Annotated in this window: 13 protein-coding genes; 9 read left to right on the forward strand and 4 right to left on the reverse strand. The window is 65.5% G+C overall.

Annotated elements, in window-relative coordinates; translation table 11 throughout:
* The first annotated feature begins 314 nt into the window (after window positions 1-314).
* The 6 genes from VFC51_13060 to VFC51_13085 all read left to right on the forward strand — a co-directional run bounded on the left by VFC51_13060 (window position 315) and on the right by VFC51_13085 (window position 7,342).
* Window positions 315-542, forward strand: coding sequence for a high-potential iron-sulfur protein (locus VFC51_13060; GenBank protein ID HZT07954.1), 228 nt, complete (start codon window positions 315-317; stop codon window positions 540-542).
* A 155-nt stretch (window positions 543-697) separates the two neighbouring features.
* Window positions 698-2,455 carry a peptide ABC transporter substrate-binding protein gene (locus VFC51_13065; protein ID HZT07955.1) on the forward strand — a complete coding sequence of 586 codons (1,758 nt, stop codon included), beginning with the start codon at window positions 698-700 and terminating at the stop codon, window positions 2,453-2,455.
* 67 nt (window positions 2,456-2,522) lie between these two features.
* Window positions 2,523-3,656 (forward strand): cupin domain-containing protein, encoded by a 1,134-nt coding sequence (locus VFC51_13070; GenBank protein ID HZT07956.1) that lies wholly within the window; start codon window positions 2,523-2,525, stop codon window positions 3,654-3,656.
* 230 nt (window positions 3,657-3,886) lie between these two features.
* Window positions 3,887-5,164 carry a hypothetical protein gene (locus VFC51_13075; GenBank protein ID HZT07957.1) on the forward strand — a complete coding sequence of 426 codons (1,278 nt, stop codon included), beginning with the start codon at window positions 3,887-3,889 and terminating at the stop codon, window positions 5,162-5,164.
* Entirely contained in the window at window positions 5,145-6,131 is a 987-nt protein-coding gene (locus VFC51_13080; protein ID HZT07958.1) for an NAD(P)-dependent oxidoreductase, read from the forward strand. The genes VFC51_13075 and VFC51_13080 overlap by 20 nt, the downstream gene beginning before the upstream one ends.
* Before the next feature lie 140 nt (window positions 6,132-6,271).
* Window positions 6,272-7,342: an LLM class flavin-dependent oxidoreductase gene (locus VFC51_13085; protein ID HZT07959.1), complete on the forward strand. Its 1,071-nt coding sequence runs from the start codon at window positions 6,272-6,274 to the stop codon at window positions 7,340-7,342.
* Window positions 7,343-7,393: 51 nt separating this feature from the next.
* Here VFC51_13085 and VFC51_13090 read toward each other — a convergent pair whose 3' ends face one another.
* Window positions 7,394-7,894: a hypothetical protein gene (locus VFC51_13090; GenBank protein HZT07960.1), complete on the reverse strand. Its 501-nt coding sequence runs from the start codon at window positions 7,892-7,894 to the stop codon at window positions 7,394-7,396.
* A gap of 323 nt (window positions 7,895-8,217) precedes the next feature.
* On the opposite strand from VFC51_13090, the gene VFC51_13095 reads away from it, so the two are divergent.
* Window positions 8,218-8,409 (forward strand): hypothetical protein, encoded by a 192-nt coding sequence (locus VFC51_13095; GenBank protein HZT07961.1) that lies wholly within the window; start codon window positions 8,218-8,220, stop codon window positions 8,407-8,409.
* Between the two features lie 58 nt (window positions 8,410-8,467).
* On the opposite strand, the gene VFC51_13100 is transcribed toward VFC51_13095, so the two are convergent.
* On the reverse strand, window positions 8,468-9,472 hold the full coding sequence (locus tag VFC51_13100; GenBank protein ID HZT07962.1) for a DUF362 domain-containing protein: 1,005 nt from the start codon (window positions 9,470-9,472) through the stop codon (window positions 8,468-8,470).
* A 229-nt stretch (window positions 9,473-9,701) separates the two neighbouring features.
* On the opposite strand from VFC51_13100, the gene VFC51_13105 reads away from it, so the two are divergent.
* On the forward strand, window positions 9,702-11,411 hold the full coding sequence (locus VFC51_13105) for an ABC transporter substrate-binding protein (protein ID HZT07963.1): 1,710 nt from the start codon (window positions 9,702-9,704) through the stop codon (window positions 11,409-11,411).
* 29 nt (window positions 11,412-11,440) lie between these two features.
* On the opposite strand, the gene VFC51_13110 is transcribed toward VFC51_13105, so the two are convergent.
* Both VFC51_13110 and VFC51_13115 read right to left on the reverse strand, forming a co-directional pair.
* Window positions 11,441-13,228, reverse strand: a complete 1,788-nt coding sequence (locus VFC51_13110; GenBank protein HZT07964.1) for an ABC transporter permease subunit — start codon at window positions 13,226-13,228, stop codon at window positions 11,441-11,443.
* 9 nt (window positions 13,229-13,237) lie between these two features.
* Window positions 13,238-14,473, reverse strand: coding sequence for an extracellular solute-binding protein (locus VFC51_13115; GenBank protein ID HZT07965.1), 1,236 nt, complete (start codon window positions 14,471-14,473; stop codon window positions 13,238-13,240).
* Window positions 14,474-14,600: 127 nt separating this feature from the next.
* On the opposite strand from VFC51_13115, the gene VFC51_13120 reads away from it, so the two are divergent.
* On the forward strand, window positions 14,601-15,794 hold the full coding sequence (locus VFC51_13120; protein ID HZT07966.1) for an ABC transporter ATP-binding protein: 1,194 nt from the start codon (window positions 14,601-14,603) through the stop codon (window positions 15,792-15,794).
* Window positions 15,795-15,978 lie beyond the last annotated feature (184 nt).

Raw genomic sequence — 15,978 nt, forward strand, 5'->3', positions numbered from 1 at the left:
GTGTGCACGAGATAGAGGGGCAGCAGCAGCCCCATACCGTTGGAGGCGCTCGTGGCGGCCAGGGCAATATAGTCCCGCGGTCCGGGCCCGCGCATGGGGAGAACTCCAGCGACACCCACGAGCAGTGCGCTCGTGGCCAGAAACAGGGCTCACTATAGCATGGCGAACGAGATAAGCCGCCGCGACGGGCATCGAGCGGCCTCGGCGTCCGTTCCATCATTCCGCGCACGATCTTGCTTATCGGATTCGGGGCATGGGAAGCGGGGGGTTAGGATATGAGCAGTCAGCGCGCGAATGCTGGGTAGGGAGGTCACATGCAGTCAGTCCAGGAACTGAAGCGGCGCGCAGAGGAGGGCGATCTCTGGTCGTTTAGCACGACCGATGATCAGTGCGACAATTGTCGCTTCTACAAGGCGCTGAAAGAAGGTATTGGGTACTGCGCCCACAAGGATCTCGACATGGTCGTCGGCGCCACCTGGTGGTGCAAGCTCTGGGCGCCGCTCGTCGCCACCGGCAGACCGGGACAGCAGCAGGGGAGCTAGCTCGGCCGCTCCGTAACGCTCCACGTTTCTCGGTTGAAGGGTCGGGACCGCCGCGGGCCGGTCGTCACCGCCTTCACGACGGCTCGCGTCCCACGCGGACTTCGCATATTCTTGGAGACGATCACCAAGGCAGGGCTCCCTGTACGGAGGGCAATGTGGGCGTATCAATACCTGTCCGCCCCGGCCGGCACGCGACGCCACTCGCCGTAACCCTCACCACCGCGGCGCTCCTTCTCGGCTGCGCCGCGCCCGCGGGCCAGCGCCCGTCCGAGGCGTCCGCATCGTCGACTGCGGTCGCAGCGCCCGCGCACCCGACGATTGTGAACGTCGGGTTGCAGGCCGACCGCGAGCCCGCTTCGCCCGCCTTCTTCGGCGCAAGTGGCAGCGGCAGCTCGCCGCTGGAAGTGTTTTACGCGTTCCACGCCTCCCTTACGGCGTACGATCCCGCGGGCGCCGTGATGCCAGTGCTCGCGCAGAAGGTGCCATCGCTCCAAGACGGCGACTGGCGCGTTCTCCCCGAGGGCGGGATGGAAGTAACGTGGAAGCTCAAGCCCGGCCTCGTGTGGCACGACGGCACGCCCCTCACGGCCGACGACTTCATCCTTGGCTACCAGCTCAACACCGATCCCGAGCTTGCTTCCAGCATCCCCGGCGCCCTGGACAGCGTTTCCAGCGTTCGCGGCATCGACAGTCAGACCCTGGTTGTCACCTGGAAGTCAATAACGGTCGCGGCGGGGGTCAGCGGCTACGATGGGATACCCGCGGTTCCGACGCATATCTTTGCCGAACAGTACGCCGCCGGCGACAAGACGGCGCTCTCCAACAGCCCGTACTGGAGCACGCAGTTCGTCGGCCTCGGCCCCTACAAACTTACGGAATGGTCGCGGGGAAGCTTCATTGAAGGACAGGCCTTCGACCGGTACGTCGGCGGCAGACCGAAGATCGATCGCATCGTTCTGAAATTCCTCGGCGACGCCAATGCGCTTGTGGCCAGCGTACTGGCCGGCGACATCGACATCATCCCGCTTGGCGCCCAGGTGGACGTTCAGCCAGTGAGCGTGGTGCGCGATGCGTGGGCTCCCACCAGCGGCGGCACGACGGGCGCCGTGGCGAAGGGCGTTCGCATGATCTATCTCAACTTCCGCGATGCGACGCTCCCCTGGGTCGAGGACGTTCGGGTCCGCCAGGCGATGCTGCACGCGCTGGATCGGGACACCATCGTCGAGACTCTGGAGGGCGGCCTCACCCAGCGCGCAGACTTCATCGCCCCGCTGGGCGACCCGGTGCTCGAGATGGCAGCGAACGCGGGCCTTCCGCTCTATCCGTTCGATCTGAATCGGGCTACCGAGCTGATGGCTCAGGCGGGCTGGACCAAAGGGCCGGACGGCGTGTTCCACAATGGCTTGGGCCAGCCGTTCTCCGCCGCCGCCGCGACCAGCAGCGAGGGCACGAACCCGCAGGAAGCGGCGATCGTCGCCTCGCAGCTCACCACGGCCGGATTTCAGGCCGACCCCGCGCCGTACGCGCAGACCGCGTCCAATCGAAACCAGCTTGCGATGTCCTTTCCGAGTATGCTGATCAAGCCGTGGAACTTCTCGATCTCGGCGCCAGGTTCGCTTCGGCAATCCCAGATCGGCACCGCGCAAAACGCGTATGGCGGCAATAACTATGGCGGTTACGTGAACCCGACGTATGAGGAGCTGTACCGAGCCTATGCTGGCGAGCTGGAGTCAGGCCGACGCCAACAAGCACTGTTCAAGATCGTGAAGCTGCTTGATGAGCAGCTTCCGGTCCTGCCAATCTTCTACGTACCCCAGGTGTACGCGTTCCGGAAGGGTCTCGACGGGCCTGGAAGCACCGCGTATCTCCAGGCTGCGAGCACGTGGAACGTTGCCACGTGGACCATTCGCTAAGACGCGGCGCCTGCAACGGTTGGAACGTTCGACCCAACGGCGAGAAAAATCCGAACGGAGGGAACCGATGACTGCGACAGCAGAAGACCTCATGGAAGCCGCGACGCGACCGCCTCGCAACCCGTCTCCCTACGACCAGTACATCGAATCCACGGGGGTTCCAATTTACCGGGGGTACGCGATCGAAGACGCCCGGACCATACCGGTGGGCCCGTGGCCCGACCGGGAGTGCAACGCGGCGTTCGCTGTCCTCGCCGGCCAGCGAGACGTCAGCGAGATTCGAATCACCGAGATTCCGCCTGGCGGCACGACGCGACCTGTGAAATTCGCGCTTGATGAGATCGTCTACGTCGTCGACGGTCGCGGCCTGACGACGATCTGGGCCGGAGATGGCCCGAAAAAGTCGTTCGAGTGGAGCAAGCGGAGCATCTTCGTGATTCCTGGCGGCTGCACGTATCAGCTTTCCAATACCCAGGGACACGAGCCGACGCGCTTGATGCACTACAACTATCTGCCGACCGCGATGCTGCTCCGGCCGGAGGCCGAATTCTACTTCGAGAGCGCGTTTGTTGCGCCGGAGCGTCTCTACAGCGGCGACGCATTTGCCACGGCCAAGGCCATCGAAAGCGACGACGAGCGTGCCCGGTCGCTCGGCCGTCCGGTGTGGTTCGGTAACTTCTTTCCGGACATGGCCGTGTGGGACAAGCTCGATACGTATCAGGAGCGAGGCGCCGGCGGCTTTCACGTGACCATTCGGTTCGCCGGCTCCGCCATCCCGTCCCATATGTCCGTCTTCCCTCCGGGCCGCTACAAGAAGGCGCATTACCATGGCCCGGGCACGGCGATCATCATCCCGGCAGGCGACGGTTATTCGGTCATGTGGCCGTCGACGGGCGGCGAGCGCATCGTGGTCCCATGGCACGAGGCCAGCGTGTTCGTCCCGCCAGCGCGCTGGTACCACCAGCACTTCAACGTGGGCGCGATACCCGCCCGCTATCTCGCCTTCCACGCCCGCCAGACGTCCGGCGGTGACCCGCTCCGCCGAGGTCCGAGCCCCAATATCGAGTACGCGGACGAGGATCCTTGGATCCGCCAGAACTTCGAGCAAGAGCTCGCGAAACGGGGGCTCAGGTCCGAAATGCCTCCCGAGTGCTACAGCGATCCCAACTACCAGTGGTCATACGGCGACGACGGAGACTAATTCCTCGCGCGTGGCCGTGACGGACGGACCAACACGAATTCTTGCGCGAAATCGCGCAAGAATTCGTGTTTCTGGCCATGAAATTCGTGGCGGCGGTTGCCATCCCTCCCTACAGTCCCCTCCCAGCGCGATGGACGCGCGCTCAGGTCGATGTAGGGGTGGTGCCGGGGGTGACGCGAGAGCAGAATTTATCGTGCGTTCTCGGTCTCGGATCTCAAGTGGCGAGAGGCATGGTCGCGCTCGCGCTGATCGGAGCTGCGTGGGCACATCCCTGGACCGATCCGACGACGCGCGCGAATTCCCCATCCGCCCCCGATCCCAGCGGCGCATCGTCCGGCCAGCGGTCGAGCGATTGGGACGACATCGAAACGATTCCCGGCGTCCTCGCCTGGAGCACGGTCGTCCTCGCGACCAGTAACTTAGCGGCCGGTCCGCTGCGCGTGCCACTTTCCGCCAAACAACTGGGAGAACTGGAGGCTGTTGCGACCGTTGGCGGCCAGCATCTCCTCCTGGAAACAAGCGGCTCGGTCTGGCGATGGGGGTCAGCGGATCCGTGCATCGAGAACCGTCGGCACGAGCGCTTCGTCAGCTCGCTGGAGCAGGTTCCCGGAATGGGTGTCATTGCGTCCATCGCCACCGGCCCGTGCCATGCCTTCGCCATCGGTCGCGATGGCGCCCTCTGGGCGTGGGGACGGAACGACCGCGGCCAGCTGGGGGACGGAACCACCGTGGACCGCTGGGATCCGGTTCGGGTCGGCGGGATCGACGACGTCGTCGCCGTGGCCGCCGGAGACAAACACTCCGTAGCCATTCGCTCGAATGGCGACGTTTGGGCCTGGGGCGACGCCGCGGACGGACAGCTCGGGCTGGACGCAGCGCGTCCGGTCCTGCTGCCACGGCGCGTCTCCGGCGTGCCGGGAGCGGTGGCCGTCGCCGCAGGGGCTCGACACAGCATCGCCCTCTCCCGCGATGGCATCGTGTGGAGCTGGGGGCGAGATCGTCTGACCGACGAGCCCACGGCGCCATCGGCGCCTCACTCGCTGGTCCAAATCACCAACGTGACCGCCATCGCGGCAAGAGGTGGCCACAACCTTGCGCTTCGAGCCGATGGGAGCGTCTGGGCTTGGGGAGACAACGGTCGAGGACAAGCCGATCCGGAGGCGGCCTGGGCGACCGACACGGCTGAGCCAGCACCCGTCAACGGTCTTACCGACGTGGCGGCGATCGCCACGGAGGCCTATCATAGCCTCGCCCTCCGCCGCGACGGCAGCGTGTGGACCTGGGGGATCGCGGGCCCGTGGAGCGACGACTACGAATACGATGGGATGAGGACGTGGCCGTACGGCAACCTCCGGCAGATACCCCACGTCGACAACGTCAGGTCCATCGCCGCGGGACTGAACAGCGATTTCGCCCTGACGACGCGAGACGCCGGCGAGCCAACGGCAGACTCGCGCCCAACGCGGACCACAACTGCGGGCGCGCCGCGTGAGCGTCCCGTCGGCTGAGTGCGTCCTCATCACCGGAACTGGCGTGATCGCGAGCTACAGCGCTCTGCTGCTGCGCGAGCGCGACGTGCCCGTCGTGATGCTCTCGCCGCACGCCAACGCCCAGCGCCTTCGGACAGTTCTGGGCGAACGAGCGACGGGCTGCGCGGTAGAACAGGGCGACGTGCGCGACCTCGCCCGGCTGCGCGAGCTGCTGGTGCGCTATCGCGCAACGCGGGTCCTTCACGCCGGTGGGTATGGCGGAACACGTGTGAACGAAGTCCCATTCGAGGCGTTCGACGTCAACGTCCACGGCTTTCTGACGGTCCTCGAGGCGGCTCGGCAGGTCGGCATCCGGCGGACCGTGTTGGTCAGCTCCATCTTCGTCTATCGAGCCGACCCGCCGCTCCCGCTCGATCGGCCGGCCGTCGAGTCGCTCCCCTACTCCATGCCCGCCAATCTCTACTCGGCGTACAAGTCGGCGGCGGAGATCGCGGCGCGGGCGTTCGCGCGGCACACGGGGATCAGCGCGCTCAACATCCGACTGGCGGGCGCGTACGGACGCGGCGAGTTCAGCGGCGGGGGTGAGACGGCGTGGCTGCTGCAAGACCTCGTGATGCGGGCGCTCACGGAGCCGGCGGGGACCCGGCTGCAAGCCCGCTTTCGGGCCGGCGAGCGCATCTACGCGCGGGACGTTGCTGACGGGCTCATTCGCGCGCTCTTCGTCGAGTCCCCCCGGCACGACGTCTTCAATCTGGGGTCCGGCGAGATCGTCGACCCCGCGAACTTCGCAGCCGCGGTGAACACCGCCATCCCCGGCGCGGCTATTGCACCCGTGGAGGTCGGCCCCGCGGACACGCCGCTGGTCGATCTCACCCGAATTCGCGACGAGCTGGGGTATCGGCCCACCTGGCCGCTGACCCGCGCGATACCGGACTTCGTGCGGCAGCTCCGGGCCGAAGGCGTCGGCCCCCCCGCACAGCGCTGATTTGACAGGACCCGCGGTGCGATCTACGTTGGCGGAACACCTCGAATGGGGGCGTGCAGTGCTAGAGAGAAGCAAATCTATCCTGCTCTTCCGCCATTCCTCGCGTCGTGCGCGCACGAAAGTCCCTGAGGAGCGGATCGATGGAGTTCGGCGTATTTTCTGAGTCCGGCTACCGATTGAATCCGGTTACGGCCGAAGCCTACGACCTGGACATCAGCGAGATCATCCGGGCCGATCGCCTCGGCTTCACCGAGGCGTGGATCGCGGAGCCGAACCACGTTCGTCCGAACACCGTAACCGACGCCAACCTCCTGATTTGCAGGCTTGCGGCCCAGACGCGCCGCATTCGACTGGGCACCGCCGTCCGCAACCTCCCGCTCCTCCATCCCATCAATGTCGTTCGCGAAGCGAACGTGTGCGACCACCTCACGCACGGACGCTACATGTTCGGCTACGGCGGCACGCGGATGCAGACGATGGAACAAGCCCACCAGCGCGGTCTCCCGTTTGGGAAGGAGGAGACACGGGCGATCGTCAACGAAGCGCTCGAGCTGATCCTCCGGGCCTGGACGGCCACCGAGCCCTTCGACTTCGAGGGGCGCTACTGGCAGGCGACGCGAGTCAACGTCCTCCCGCGGCCGTTCCAGCAACCCCATCCGCCCATCGCGACCGCCTGCTCCGGTTCGGCCGAGACGCTGGAGTTCGCCGGCCGGCACGGCTTCATCCCCCTGCTCGGCCGCGGCAACGATCGGGCGGAGGAGATTCGAGAATGGGCCGACGTGTACTTGCAGGCAGCCGAAGCGGCAGGGCGGACTCCGTCCCGCCGCCTCTTCCACGCCAACCATTTCGTCTACGTCGGCGAGAACGATCGACGGGCGCGCGAAGACGTGTTGGCCGGGCTGAGCTACGTCTTGGAGCGACGCAAGCGCGAGACGGCGATCTTTCTCGAGAAACACATCCCGCCAGGGAAAACGATCGAGACCGTGACCGCGGCCGACATGATCGAGAGCGGCTACTACTGGGTGGGCGGCCCCGACACCATCGCCCAGCGCATCGCCGACTATTTCGCCGAGAGTGGAGGGTTCGGCGTCCTCCTTATGCCGTCGGGGCTACCCGTCGCCACGCCGCGAAAGTGCGCGCGGTCCATGATCCGGTTCACGGAGCTGGTGGCTCCGCGCGTTGCGCACCTGGACCCGGACCGGCAGAACTGACGCGCCGATGCCTTCGCTCGGTCGGCGGTAGACCCGGCACGGTCGCCGAAATCAAGCGGATGCGTGGGGCAGCACGCCCCAGAACTGCAGGTGCTCCGTGTTTACGAGGACGACGCGCTCCTCTGCATCGTAGCGCGCATTCGGCAGATATCGCATGCTCGCCTCGGTGAGGGGCACGAAGGTCCGGTTGAATCCCTTGAGCAACATCGCGAGATCCGTGGGGTCAGAGCTCCGATGATGCAGGCTCCCCACGATGCTGTAGAGCGGGCAAGCAAGCTCGACGCGAACGGGCTGCGTCGGCACGCGCGTCCCGACCCCCACATCTCCCATGTCCGTCGGGACCACGAGGCTGATCTCGCTCTTGAGGACGGTGAGCCTTGCAGCGGTCTCGGGCTGGCGATCGGTGAGCAGCTCCTCAAATGTGGCGTCGTGCACCTCAACGGTGCTCGAGTTTGGATTGTTGAGATAGTCGCTGACGCGCTCCCTGCCCGTCACCACCGCGCCCGTCACTCGGTGCCCTTCCATGTAGAAGATCGCCTGGGGCTGCCGCATGCGGACCTCCACGTCCTATTCGGATCCGTCGCCATCGTTCCAACAAGCGGGCGTTGCGCAAACACAACGTATCACACCGCGCCTCACGAACGGAGACGTGCTGCTGAGTTCTCGGGGGTCGACGCGTCAGGGCTAGCCGCTCGGACGCGCAACGAGCGCTCATCGGCGTCTTCTGGAAGCTTGCGCTCGCCGGGTGAAAACCGCAACCATAGTGCGTTACGCGGCGAAACCCATGCGGACGGCGAGCGCCGGTTCGCCCGGGCCGGCCCGGCAGAGCGGACCTCCAGAGCCAAGGCGCTCGCCTCATCCGCAGCGAGTTCAGGATGGAACTGTTTCCCTGGATAACTCTGGCAATCTGCCTCGCGGTCGGCGCGGCCGTCGCCACGGCGCTCCACATCAGGGGCCAAGACTGGACGATGAGCGCGGGCTGGGCCGTCATTGTCGCGGCTGGCCTCTACGGGATCATCCTGGCGGTCGGCTCCATCGTCTACGTGACGGTCTTCAAACCGATGTGACGGTCGACCGATTCGGTCGTCGCCTGGTCCGCCAGGTCCATGGAACGTAACTCCGGCGTCAGACCTTCAGCTCGATGATCTCGAGCTTCGACAGGTCGCCGGTCCCGAGGCCCAGACTCTCCGCGTGCTGGTGCTGGCGCCGCACGATCGCTTCATTCTCGGACGTGAACGTCGAATCGTGCTGCTTCATGATCTCCATCGCCACGGCGTCGGCGGCGACCATGTCGCCCGTGACAATGAGCCGGTTGACCCCCTCGACGATCCGCGTGCGCTCGTCGCGCGAGGGACCCGACACCGCCTGAAGCGCGCGAATGTCGGTGATGGTCAGCTCGGGGCGCACCGCCGAGGCAAACTCCGCCAGCTTGCGGTCGAAGTAGTCACGGTTCGTCTGAAGCGCGGCGTGGGCGAGCCAGCGATGCGGGCCGTGCACCGATCCGAAGTGGTTTTTCAGTGCGCTCGTGATTTGTCCCGCGAAGTGGCGCTTGAGCACGGGAAGATTGATGATGACGGGAGCCTCCTGGAGCTGCCGCGCGACGCGCAGCCGTGGGCCGCGCTCGGGCGTATATCCGCGAAGGCGCTGAATCATGCCGGACCCGGATTCCGGGATCGGCGGGACGTCCGTTTCCCCCTGCCAGCGGTCGAACTCGACGGTCACAAAATGCTCGGCCGTCCGCGCATGCGCGAGCTGGATCTCCATGCCCGGCAGCTCTGCCGGTTCGTAGTACAGGTCCAACTCATTCTTGTGGTCTTCGTGGACGACGATGCGCTCCGCGCCGGCCGCGGCGCAATGGCGGGCAACGGCTCTGAGCGTTTCCGGAGCGGTCACCGACGGGAACGGATCGCGCTGGTTGGTGTTGGGCTTCAGCAGAACAGCCCGGTGAGGCGCGATGATCCTCCCGAGCCCGCCGATCGCGTCCAGCCCCGCGTCGATCATGGCGTCGATATCGCTTCCCTCGACGATCACCAGGAGCGGCTTCCCGCTCCGTCCCACCACGCGGTTTTCCCCACCGCGCCGCGCGAGCGGGACGTCAGCCCGCGGTTGGTCCAGCGTTCCAGCGCTCAAGGTCGGCACCTCCCCACGTCGCCGGCGATCGCTCCACTGATTCGCCGGTCGCCTGGAGCGATTGTAGCCGTCCGTACCCCCAGAGCCGCCGATCGGTCCGCAACGCTCCAATGCCCGATATCATAGGGTCCAATCGCGTCGCGCGGCTCCACGATCCGCGACGGGCCCATGGCTGCGGACCGAACGAGCCACTGGTCGACCAGAAGTTGTCAGCGCCGGGAGGTACGGAATGCAGCGAAGGGCGATTGTGGCGACCACGTCCCTCCTTCTCGGCATCTTCGTCGTCGCGTGCACCCAGGGCGGAACAGCCGCGCTTCGCAACCGGAGCGCCGACGCTGCGTCGGCCCGGCCCGGTCCCACCCATGCCACCATCGTATCGTTCCGCGACCTCGACTTCCAGCCGTACAGCGCGGTGCCGGGAAGCTACGAGCTTCGCAACGCGGTGAATCCCGGTCTGGTCGTCGTCGACGACCGGAATACGCTGCGCCCGGTCCTGGCGGAGGCCGTGCCCACGTTGGACAACGGCCTCTGGAAGCTTCGCCCCGACGGCACCATGGAAACCACCTGGACAATCAGGCCCGAAGCGGTGTGGCACGATGGCTCGCCGATTCTGGCCGACGATCTGGCCTTCACCATCAAGGTCGGCCGCGACCGGTCGACTGGCGTGTTCGGCCTCCAGGCCTACCGTTTCATGGGCGACGTCGACACGCCGGATCCGCGCACGGTCCACATCACCTGGAGCGAGCCGTACATCGACGCCGATCAGACCTTTTCCATCTGGCTGGCGTGGCCCATGCCAAAGCACGTGCTGGAGACCATCTACGATCAGGATCCAACGTCCCTAAGCCAGGCGTCCTATTGGACCACGGACTATGTGGGCAGCGGCGCATATCAATTGAAGGACTTCGTTCCCGGGCAGCGGATCAGTCTTCAGGCGTTCGACCGATTCGTGCTCGGACGTCCAAAGATCGACGAGATCGACGTGGAGTTCAATCCCGATCCCAGCTCGGTCATGGCAAACGCGCTGGCGGGAGCCGTGGACGCGACCATTGGCATCGGCTTCGCGATCGATTCCGTCGTCGAGATGCGCGACCGCTGGGCCGACGGTCGGTTCACCTTCGAATTCTCAGATCACCGCTGGTATCGGCTAGACCCCCAGTTCATCGATCCAACCCCGTCCATCATCACGAATCTCCAGTTCCGCCAGGCGCTGCTCTACGCCATCGATCGGCAGGAGATGGTCGATTCCCTCGAGGCCGGGCTCTCCCCGGTTGCCACGACTTTCATGGCGCCGAACCAGCCCGACTACGCAGGCATCGAGGGAGGAGTGAAGAAGTACGAATACGACCCCCGCAAGGCGGCCCAAATGATCGGGGACCTGGGTTACCGCCGGGGAGACGATGGATTCATGCATGACGCGGCCGGCCAGCTTCTCGAGGTCGAGATCGCGGGATCAAACCAGGCAGTCACCAAACCAATGCTGGCGGTCGCGGACTACTGGCAGAAGATCGGGGTCTCGACCACGTCGTTTGTCGTGCCCGCTCAGCGGGCCACAGATTGGCCGTGGCGCGCGACCTTCACCGGCTTCGCACTGTTCACCGGCACGCACGACGTCGACGGTCTCCCGGCCCTCAAGAGCAGCCAAGCGCGCACGGCCGAGAACAACTACGAAGTATCCGGCCTCCCCAACTGGCCTCGCTATCGCAGTCCTGTGCTCGACGACCTCGTCGACCGCTACTTCCGCACGATCCCCAAGCCGGAGCGCATCGAGGTGTTGACGCAAATCAACGAGCACATTTTCGAAAACCTCTCCACGATGCCGCTCTACTACTTTCCAACTCCATACGCGGTGGCCAATCGCCTGGCCAACGTGCCTGTGAATCGCGCGTCTCGCGCGTCGCTCACCTGGAACATCCACCAGTGGGACGTGAAACGCTGACCGCCCCACGAGCGGCGTGGGCCAAGCGGCTAGCCCGCGAGTCGCGGCACGAGCTCCGCGGGCCCCTGGTCTGGCGCTTGGGCAGGCGAAGCGCGGATCTCCCGTCGCAAGCCCATCCGAAGGCCGAGGGCGCGCGCGACGAGCGCGCTCCCGATGGTAAAGGCCATGATGAAGAGGCTGATGATGCTGGCGGCCTCACGACTGTTCACCCCGCTCGACGCCATCTCGAGCGCCAGAAGCGATAGGGTCGTAGTGTCTCGCGACGCCAGCAAGATGATGCTGCTCGTCGCACCCGCTGCCCCAACGAAGCTCATCACCGACAGAAGGACGATCGTCGGCATGAGCAGGGGGATCCAGATTCGAACGTACGTGCGGAGCCATCCGGCCCCCGCGACGCGCGCCGCCTCCTCCATGTCCGCCCCGACCTGAACGAACACGCCCTTCAAGACGTTCACGCCAGTCGTGTTGCCCTGGAGGATCACCACGATGAGGAGCGCCCATATCGTGCCAAAGAGCACGTTCAGACCGGGCGTGCCGAGGAACAGCCAGAGGAGGCCCAGGCCTGTCAGAATCCCGGGGATCGCCGCGGATCCCCAGATCATCAAGTCCAGGACGCCGCGGCCGGGGAGGCGCGTCCGCACCAGAATGTAGGCGAGCACGGAAAACAGCAGCGGGCTGACCACCGCCGCCGTTGTCGAGAGAACCAGCGTCGTCCGCAGCGCTTTCAAGAACACGGGGTCGTGCAGCACGAGGGCCCAGTGCTTCATGGTGAACCCGAGCTGGAAGTAACCGATCCGATTCATGAAGCTGCCGAGCGCCAGGATCGCGACAGGCCCCACCGTCAGGAAGACGAGCAGGAGGACGATCAGCCCGAAGGCGACGGAATTCCCCACACCCAGATCGATCAGGCCGGGGCGATACTGCCCGCTGATGGTCGTGTAGCGCCGCCGCTGCAAGATCCACCGCTGCAAGGGGATGATGGCCGCGATGATGACCAATGAAATGCTCGCGAGCGCGGTTGCCTCGCCATAGTTCGGGACCTCCTGGCGGACCAGCGAGAAGATCTTGGTCGAGTACACATAGATCCCGACCGGCAGGCCGAGCAGGTATTCCGTTTCGAACGACTGAAAGGCCCGCAGGAGGTGAAGCGAAAAGGCCAGCACGACGGGCGTGACCATGAGGGGGAGCGTCACGCGCATCATCGTTCTGAGGTTGCCCGCGCCCCCGACGCGGGCCGCCTCTTCCAGGGTGACGTCCATATTGCGAAAGGCCGGGGTCAGAAGCATGACCTTGATCGAGATCCCGTGAGCCATGAGGTGCGCCCAGACGATCCCAGGGATACTGAAGATGTTGAAGGGCCCGTGGTCGACGAACGGGAGCTTCATCGCCGCGACATTGAGCAGCCCGATATCGGGGTCCATCAGGGTGATCCACGCTATCGTCGTCGGGAGCGCGGGAACCATGAAGGAGACCCAGAACATGAACTCCAGCGCGTGGCTGAACGGAATCTTGGTGCGCGCGAGGGTCCAGGCGATTGCCACCCCGATGGGCAGCGCGCACGCCTCGGTAAGGGCCCAGATGAGAATCGAGTTGCCAAGAGAGGCGAGCAGCCCCGGACGCTGGAAGGCGCTGGTCCAGTGGCTCAAGCCCCATTGGCGCGGCTCTACAAACCAGTCGTTCGCCGTATTGAAACTGTTGACCAGTAAGAGGACGACCGGCCAGACGAGAAAAAGACCGAGCGAGACGAGCACCACGGCCATGATGACGAGGCCCGCGGACAATCGCGCGGTGGCAGGGAGCGGTGGACCGTCAGTCATGCGCTGCCCTCAGGGCTTCGCGTCCCACCACTCCTGGATCTGCGCAACGGCGGCGTTCGCGGCCTCAGCCCTCCAGGGCTCGGCCTCCTCGTACTCGTAGACCACCCCGGGCTTGCGGCGCGCGCTCGGGTCAATGTTGCCGTAGCCGATATCGTCACGCATCGATCCGAAGAGCGCCCCATCGATCTTCTGGACCTGACTCTGCCCATCTTTGGAGAGGAACCAGTTCACGAAGAGCTGGGCGGCATTCGGATGGGGAGCGTGGTCGAACGCTTCGATGCTGCTCGCCGAGCTGGGAGTCTGGAGTCCCGGCGTCTGCTTGGGAATCTGGCCCTCTTTGATGGGGAGCCCCGCGTTCTGAAGATCGACCAGTTCGTCGGTTCCGCCAGCGGGGAACACGAGAGGGTACCGCCCCTGGGTGAGCCACGTCTCCAAAACCCGGCGGTCGCCGGTAAAGGTGACATCGCTGTCGTAGATGAACCGGTGCACCCAATCCGGACCGGCCTCAGGAGCCAGATACAGCCGGATCAAAGACGCCAGCCCGGACGGATCGGAGATCGCCAACGATGCGTGCTTGCCGCGCCACTTTGGATCGAAAAAGTCCTGCAGCGACTTGATCGTCGCCACTTCAGCGGGGCTGAGCCGCTCGCTGTTGTACCAGAAGCGCCAACTATCCTCGGGCTTGCCGGAGTAGAGGAACACGTACTGCTGCTCCTCATCGGCAAACCAGTAGCGCCCGCGATACCAGAGCGACTTATCGGTGACCTCCGGGTGAATCAGTAGCGGCTCGACGGGCGTGAGCGCCCCCGCAGGCACCAACCTCCGCTGCGAAGTGTTGTGGGCGATCAACCCGACATCCACCGTGTACACGCCCGACGAGCGCTCGGCGAGGAGCCGATTGACCGTCTCAGTCGCGTTCCCGGTGGTCATCTCAGCGGTCACGCCGTATCGCTGTGAGAAGACGTCGAGGAGGGGCGGATAGCTGCGCGACGGCTCGCCGCCCGCCGCGATGACAACCTTCCCCTCGCGTCGCGCCGCGGCGATGAGGTCCGTCCACTGCGGATCATTCCATTCGGCGGCCTGCGGTGCACTGTTCGAAGACGTCTGCGCCGCCTTTGGGGCGCAGGCCGCGGCTATCAGCGACGGAAAAGTCGACAGGGCGACCAGGAGGGCGAGCGCTCCGGCCCGTTGGACGGCAAGCCCTCGAATGCCCCTGAGCTTTTCTGGTTTTGTTGCCTCCGGCACAGCGAAGCTCCTCCCCAAATTCAACACAGGTCCAGCAGTTTGCTAGTTTATCGGCTCCGAATATTCGGTGGAGCCGATCCCTCCGGTACCGTACACTCGCACCGAGGCGAGCGCGGAGATGGAGAGCGTGGAGGAATCGAGCCTGCCGAGCGCCCGAGCGGTTGCGTCGCCCAACGCGGCGCCACCTCCTGCCATCGGCACGGGCGCGGAACCGGCCGTACGGCTGGAGCATCTCTGGAAGACCTACCCGGGCAGCGCGCAGCCTGCCGTCCAGGACTTGACCGTGGAGGTCATGGAGGGCGAGGTCATGACCCTCCTGGGACCGAGCGGCTGCGGCAAGAGCACGACCCTCCGCATGGTGGCCGGCCTCGAGGTCCCCGATTCGGGCGACATCTATTTCGGCGACCGGATCGTCGCGCTTACGGCGAAGCGTGTCTGCATACCGCCCGAGAAGCGGGATGTGGGGATGGTGTTTCAGTCGTACGCCATCTGGCCCCACATGACCGTCGAGGAGAACGTGGCATTCCCGCTGAAAGCGCGCCGCTTTCCCCGATCGGAAATCGGACCCCGTGTCGCACGCGCGCTGGAGCTGGTCGGGATGACGGGATTCGAGAAGCGACCCGGTCCGCTGCTGTCCGGCGGCCAGCAGCAGCGGGTCGCGCTCGCTCGGGCGCTCGTGCACGAGCCGCGCGTCCTCTTGCTCGACGAGCCATTCAGCAATCTGGACGCCAAGCTGCGTGAGCAGATGCGCTTCGAGGTGAAGCTGCTGCAAAAGCGGCTGAACATCGCGGTATTGTTCGTGACCCACGATCAGGTGGAGGCGCTGAGCCTCTCGGACCGTATCGCCTTGATGAATTTCGGCGTCGTTCAGCAGCAGGGCAGCCCCCGTCTGCTTTACGAGGAGCCGGCAAACGAGTTCGTGCGCGACTTCGTGGGTAAGACCATCTTGCTCAGGGGCGCCGTCCAGGCCTGCAATCCGGCGGGCCAGATCGCCATCGCGATCGACGGCGCTCCGGCATGCGTCGTCTTTGGCCGCGCGTATCGACCTGAGGCGCTCGTTGTCGGGGCGCCGGTCTTCGTCGGAGTTCGACCGGAGGATGCCGAGCTGGTCCCCGCCACGAGCCACGAGCTACCACCCGGCATGCTCGACGCCGCCGTCGAAACCGCCCTGTTCATCGGCGAGCGCGTCGAGTATCGGATGCGCGTCGAAGGGCAGAACCCGCTGGTCGTCTACGGAGATCGGCACGAGCCGGTAGACGAAGGGGGGCGGGTTTGGGTTCGCCTCCGACCACAAGGGCACAGCGCATGGCCAGCCGAATGAGCCCGTCCCGGGCGAGATTCGATCTTAAGGAAGGCCGCTCGGTCCGGGTGATGCGCCAACAGATGGTATCCACTCCAAGGGCCAAGGCGGACGCTGACGTCGTCGAGTAAGAACGGGATAGGGAAGCGGATGGCCTCGTCGATGTTCGGCAGTTCGGCTTTGAGGGCGGCATACGGGGTGCGAT

Source organism: Chloroflexota bacterium (genome assembly GCA_035652535.1).
Lineage (GTDB): Bacteria > Chloroflexota > UBA6077 > UBA6077 > SHYK01 > DASRDP01.

Coding starts and splice junctions, on each gene's coding strand:
- VFC51_13070 (HZT07956.1), top strand. CDS start 2,523: ATGACTGCGACAGCAGAAGACCTCATGGAAGCCGCGACGCGACCGCCT.
- VFC51_13090 (HZT07960.1), bottom strand. CDS start 7,894: ATGCGGCAGCCCCAGGCGATCTTCTACATGGAAGGGCACCGAGTGACG.
- VFC51_13105 (HZT07963.1), top strand. CDS start 9,702: ATGCAGCGAAGGGCGATTGTGGCGACCACGTCCCTCCTTCTCGGCATC.
- VFC51_13085 (HZT07959.1), top strand. CDS start 6,272: ATGGAGTTCGGCGTATTTTCTGAGTCCGGCTACCGATTGAATCCGGTT.
- VFC51_13060 (HZT07954.1), top strand. CDS start 315: ATGCAGTCAGTCCAGGAACTGAAGCGGCGCGCAGAGGAGGGCGATCTC.
- VFC51_13110 (HZT07964.1), bottom strand. CDS start 13,228: ATGACTGACGGTCCACCGCTCCCTGCCACCGCGCGATTGTCCGCGGGC.
- VFC51_13095 (HZT07961.1), top strand. CDS start 8,218: ATGGAACTGTTTCCCTGGATAACTCTGGCAATCTGCCTCGCGGTCGGC.
- VFC51_13075 (HZT07957.1), top strand. CDS start 3,887: ATGGTCGCGCTCGCGCTGATCGGAGCTGCGTGGGCACATCCCTGGACC.